Genomic DNA, 5,227 nt, shown 5'->3' with positions numbered 1-5,227 from the left:
GTGTTGGGAAAATAGTTTTGCATTGCTCCCCATAAAAAAAGAGTGGGAGGAAGCATATCATTCGCTTTCAATCTCCCACTCTTTCATTTGCCGCTGAAGCGTTCAGAAATATTTACGGACGATGCGCTTTATTTAGGGGGCTAATGTGTCGAACAAAAACAACGCCCGTATGCGCTTAATATTCCTGGTGCAGCAAATGGAAACTTGATTATATATCTAAATTAGATATAAATTATTTGCGTCCAAAATTTGGTTGGTAGAAGGTGCATCATCAAAATTATTCCAGAAGCGTAACTCAAGAAAGATAACCACACCCTTGAAGTTCCTTATGTTTAATAATTTAACTGATTTGCTTTAAGCATGGTTGCCATTTTGGCAACTTTTTCAAATAGTTTAATTCGTATCAATAGTAGCAAAATTAAATTCATTTTTGCTTTATATCGACAAAATGCAGCTATTTAAGTATTTGGAAAATAGTTTTGCATTGCTCCCCATAAAAAAAGAGTGGGAGGAAGCATATCATTCGCTTTCAAACTCCCACTCTTTTATTTGCCGCTGAAGCGTTTAGGAATATTTGCTAACGTTGTCTGTTCTTTTGGGGGCTAATGGTACGCTAACGACAACGCCTGTAGAGAATTAAACTTCCTAATGCAGCAAATGTCAAACTTTGTTATTAATATTTGTTTGCTAATCTAAGTAGTTTTGAACTCTTAGATGTTCTAGTTGTTTGCCTAAAAAATACTTTTTTGAAAGTATTTTTTAGGCAAAATTAGTAGCCTGTCTTCCCTGATAACAACACCCTTGAAGTCGTTTATCTTCATCTAATTTAGCTAACTAATTTAGAGGTTAGTTGCCAAAATGGCATCTTTGTTTTTATTTGATAAATGCTCATTTTTAACTTTTTCATATCTATTAATCTGATACATGTTTAGTTTTAGCGTTATTTATATTTAATAACTTTTTTAGATATTAATTAACCAACAATGTCAGTTTTTTTACCTGAACTCTACAGACGTTATTTTCCGATCGCTTGTCCTTAACCTAGTCAAGAGTGCGAAACAAAAGAAAATGGGGAAATATTTTGCCAAATTCACCTGAAACTGATGAAAGCCCTGAAATTACACAAGTTATGGATCGGTTGAGATGTGAGGTTTCTTTTTGGGGATAGCTAAATTTGCGATAATTACCGAAAAAGAGCCAGAAAAGTTACTCTCTGGCTCTTTTTTTGTCTCAAAATAATCAAATTCAGACTAAATTAGCCAAAATTTTAGAGTCTACCGAGGTTATGCAGTCCTAAGATTACCCCTACACCTAAGAGATGACCAAAGGAAGTAGTTGCTAATAGCGTAGGTAAACCAAAACCACCAAAAAACTTGGATGAAGGCAAAGCTGGTTCTGATTGGGGATAGCTAATAGTCGATTTCCCGAAGGCGATCGCAATCACATTGCAGAGAATCATAATTATCCCAACTGTCGGACTCCATTGCAACGGTGTTGTGGCAAAAGTAGCAAGCAAGGTGGATGTAATCAACTGATTTACTCCAAAATTTTTATTGAATAAAAATATAATCTGAATTTTTTGCAAACAAATTCAACCGGAAACTGGGAATTTGCATCAATAATTTACATATTTTGTCATAACTTCATACAATTACCAAGTCAGGGGGTTCATGGGAAAGGAAAAAAGGGTAAAGGGATGGAATTGTTTAAAACACGCATCAAGTTTTTCTTTTCCTTTCCTTTCCCATGAACCCCTTTAACATGAGTCCCCTCTTCGTGAAGGTCTTGCTCTTTCTCACTTTATTGTCGATGCGTGTGTGCTTTTTTTCTATCGTATTAGCTTTCCACACCCCACACGACAGTTGCACGAAGGATATATCAAAAAAGGTACTCTTAAGGGTACTGTCAGAAAATCTACGGTTTACCCAAAATGAGGAGACAGAAAACTTATTTTAATAATTCTTATGTTTCTCCAAACCTTTGGCACGACGATTGTAGACTATAACTTTGCCGCTAGTCCACCGCCCAACATAGTCTACCTCGCACCCAACATCGGAACATTCGTTTTAGCTGACAACGGAACCGCTAATTTTGCTTGGCAAAAAGACAAAAATATTGAGTTTTACTGTGAAACCTTAAAATATAAGGGAATCCGCACCATTTCAAATGTCAAATATTACGAGTGCGAAATGCTTGTACAGACAGAAGAAATGATTATGAAGCTACTATTTGCTAGCAAGCGTGCGAGTATTGATGCCGGATACCGGATCTTTTACCAACGACCCCAAGATGAAGATTATCAACTTTGGGCTTGGGATGCTCAAACTTTTAAACTGCACAAAGGAGCAAATCACTAGTAACACTGACTTAAATGTGTGTAATATGACATTCTAAAAATATAAATAAAGAATTAAAAAGTCAGAATTGCTAAATTATTCTGAGCGAAGCTGCTGATGAATAAAGGTTTAAGACTCATATCGCTAAAATCTGCCTAGTAGTTTACACAAGGCTAATAGTATTACAAAGTACTTAAATATATTCTGACTTGTGAATTCAGAAAGACTAAATTCTTATTTAGCACCAACCAACATCCCAAGGATAATCTAAACTCAAGGTGATAGCGATTATTTCCTGCCTTTGTTATGTCCTCGACTATAGACTCCTTGCCACCAGCTCTTGCTAAAATAGTCCAACGCTTTCAACGCGCTTCTGAACCGAAGCGACGCTACGAACAGTTAATCTGGTACGGACAAAAGCTCAAAGAGTTTCCTTTATCTGATAAAATACCAGAAAACAAAGTTCCTGGTTGCGTTTCTCAGGTTTATATCACAGCAAACCTGCATGACGATCAAGTGGTTTTTCAAGGTGATTCTGATTCTCAGTTAACGAAAGGATTAGTAGGGCTTTTGGCTGAAGGGTTGAATGGACTAACACCTACGGAAATTGTCCAACTAACTCCAGATTTTATCCAAGAAACTGGTTTAAATGTTAGCCTGACACCTTCCCGTGCTAATGGGTTTTACAACATTTTCAAAACTATGCAAAAAAAAGCCCTCGAATGTAAGTTAGATATTTCTAATTAAACGACTGGGGGACAAGAGACATCTGTTGGAAAACAATGTAGAGACGCGAAATTTCGCGTCTCTACAAGGGTTGTGGACAACGCATAGTTCATTTTCACTCCTATATCTAAGGGGAACTGGGGGGAGATGAGGCAAATAGTTCTTTTTTCCCAATGCCCGATGCCCCATACACAATTTAATAAATACTAAAATTTAGTCTGATGTCAACTGATTTATTATCTCCCCCTGTCGGCATTGGTGGTGTAGTTCAAGAATATTTCTGTTCCTTGGAAAACCAGCAATTGCGCGTTGTTTATGAAACTTTGGGTACAGGTTCACCGATATTATTGCTTCCAGCTTTCAGTACTGTTTCCATGCGATCGGAAATGGGGGAACTTGCCAAGCTTTTATCTCCACATTTTCAAGTTGTCGCTGTAGATTGGCTTGGTTTTGGAGAATCGTCACGCGCTAGTTTAGATTATCGACCTGAATTATATCACCAATTTCTGCAAAATTTTGTTAAATCTGTTTTTAATACGCCAATTACAGTAATTGGGGCTGGACATGCTGCCAGTTATGTGCTGCAATTAGCTGTTAATCAGCCAGATGTTGTTTCTGCTGTTGTATTGTTAGCACCGACTTGGAGAGGTCCTTTGCCGACAATGGGGGCAAGTCAGCAGATTGCGGGTATGGTCAGAGGATTAGTGCGATCGCCTATTCTCGGTCAAGCTCTCTACAAGCTCAACACTACACCATCTTTCTTAAGTTTGATGTACCGTCGCCACGTCTACGCTGACCCTGCTATACTCACACCCAGCTTCATTCAGCATAAGTGGCGCAACACTCAAAAGCCAGGAGCAAGATTTGCTCCCGCAGCTTTCGTTACCGGCAACCTCGACGCAGTACACAGCCAAGATGATTTTCTCGCTCTTGCAAAGCGCTTGTCTGTGCCGCTGATGGTGATAATTGGGGAATCTAGTCCCCCCAAATCAAAAGCAGATATGGAAGCAATAGCAGCTTTACCAAGCGTAAGAAGCGCAGTTATTCCCGGATCTCTAGGACTGCATGAAGAATACCCAGAAGTAGTTCTTCAAGAAGTCTTACCGTTCTTAAAGACGCTATCATGAGCAAGATAATGATTATCATTAAATAAAAAAGGCATTCAGAGTATGTTTACGGAAACACCGAATACAGTGCCTGTAACCGTTTTGACGGGCTATCTGGGTGCAGGGAAAACAACACTTCTCAATCACATCCTCACCTACGAACACGGCAAGAAAGTCGCTGTCATCGTCAATGAATTTGGGGAAGTAGGCATTGATAATCAATTAATTATTGATGCGGATGAAGAAATTTTTGAAATGAACAACGGCTGCATCTGTTGTACAGTGAGGGGTGACTTAATTCGCATCATCGGCAATTTGATGAAGCGTCGTGATAAATTTGACCATTTGGTGATTGAAACTACTGGATTAGCAGACCCCGCACCAGTGATTCAGACGTTCTTTGTTGATGAAGATATGCAAAGCTTGCTGTCTTTGGATGCAGTGGTGACAGTTGTCGATGCCAAGCATATTTGGCAACATTGGGATGCAGACGAAGCACAAGAGCAAATTGCCTTTGCGGATGTGATTTTGTTGAATAAAACTGATTTGGTAGCACCATCTGAGTTGGATGAATTAGAAAAGCGGATTCGGTCGATGAATGCGATCGCCAAAATTCACCGTACCCGCAACTCTGAGTTAGGAATGGACGCTTTATTGGGTGTAAAAGCCTTTGATTTGGATCGCGCTTTAGAAATTGACCCAAATTTCTTAGGTGAAGATGCTCACGTACATGATGAAAGCGTGTATTCTGTAGCTTTGGTAGAACTAGGCGAAGTGGATGGACAAAAATTAAACAATTGGCTCTCAGAGTTATTACGTACCCAAGGACCAGATATCTTCCGGATGAAAGGCATTTTGAATATCGCCGGCGAAGATAATCGATTTGTGTTCCAAGGCGTGCATATGATATTTGATGGTAAAGGCGATCGCCCCTGGAAAGCAAACGAAACCCGCAAAAACCAACTTGTCTTCATCGGTCGCAATCTCGACGAAGCCAAACTTAGAGAAGATTTTCGTGCTTGTCTGACTTAAATAAGGAGGGGGAGAGGGGGGGATAGG

Annotated in this window: 5 protein-coding genes; 4 read left to right on the top strand and 1 reads right to left on the bottom strand. The window is 39.3% G+C overall.

Annotation, left to right across the window (positions count from 1 at the left end; all coding sequences use genetic code 11):
* Positions 1–1,267: 1,267 nt before the first annotated feature.
* The gene (psaK, locus tag OGM63_RS13850; protein ID WP_263746162.1) at positions 1,268–1,531 is read right to left on the bottom strand and encodes a photosystem I reaction center subunit PsaK; all 264 of its coding nucleotides are present in this window, start codon (positions 1,529–1,531) and stop codon (positions 1,268–1,270) included.
* Positions 1,532–1,964: 433 nt separating this feature from the next.
* Between psaK and OGM63_RS13845 the strand changes: the two genes are divergently transcribed.
* From OGM63_RS13845 to OGM63_RS13830, 4 genes are all read left to right on the top strand, one after another.
* Positions 1,965–2,357, top strand: coding sequence for a hypothetical protein (locus OGM63_RS13845; protein WP_263746161.1), 393 nt, complete (start codon positions 1,965–1,967; stop codon positions 2,355–2,357).
* Positions 2,358–2,642: 285 nt separating this feature from the next.
* The gene (locus OGM63_RS13840) at positions 2,643–3,083 is read left to right on the top strand and encodes a SufE family protein (protein ID WP_263746160.1); all 441 of its coding nucleotides are present in this window, start codon (positions 2,643–2,645) and stop codon (positions 3,081–3,083) included.
* A 200-nt stretch (positions 3,084–3,283) separates the two neighbouring features.
* The gene (locus OGM63_RS13835; protein ID WP_263746159.1) at positions 3,284–4,189 is read left to right on the top strand and encodes an alpha/beta fold hydrolase; all 906 of its coding nucleotides are present in this window, start codon (positions 3,284–3,286) and stop codon (positions 4,187–4,189) included.
* A 42-nt stretch (positions 4,190–4,231) separates the two neighbouring features.
* On the top strand, positions 4,232–5,200 hold the full coding sequence (locus tag OGM63_RS13830) for a CobW family GTP-binding protein (RefSeq protein WP_263746158.1): 969 nt from the start codon (positions 4,232–4,234) through the stop codon (positions 5,198–5,200).
* The last annotated feature ends 27 nt before the right edge of the window (positions 5,201–5,227 follow it).

The organism is Plectonema radiosum NIES-515, assembly GCF_025753815.1.
Taxonomy (GTDB): Bacteria; Cyanobacteriota; Cyanobacteriia; order Cyanobacteriales; family Nostocaceae; genus Hassallia; species Hassallia radiosum_A.
This window is presented reverse-complemented; position numbering and strand designations above follow the sequence as displayed.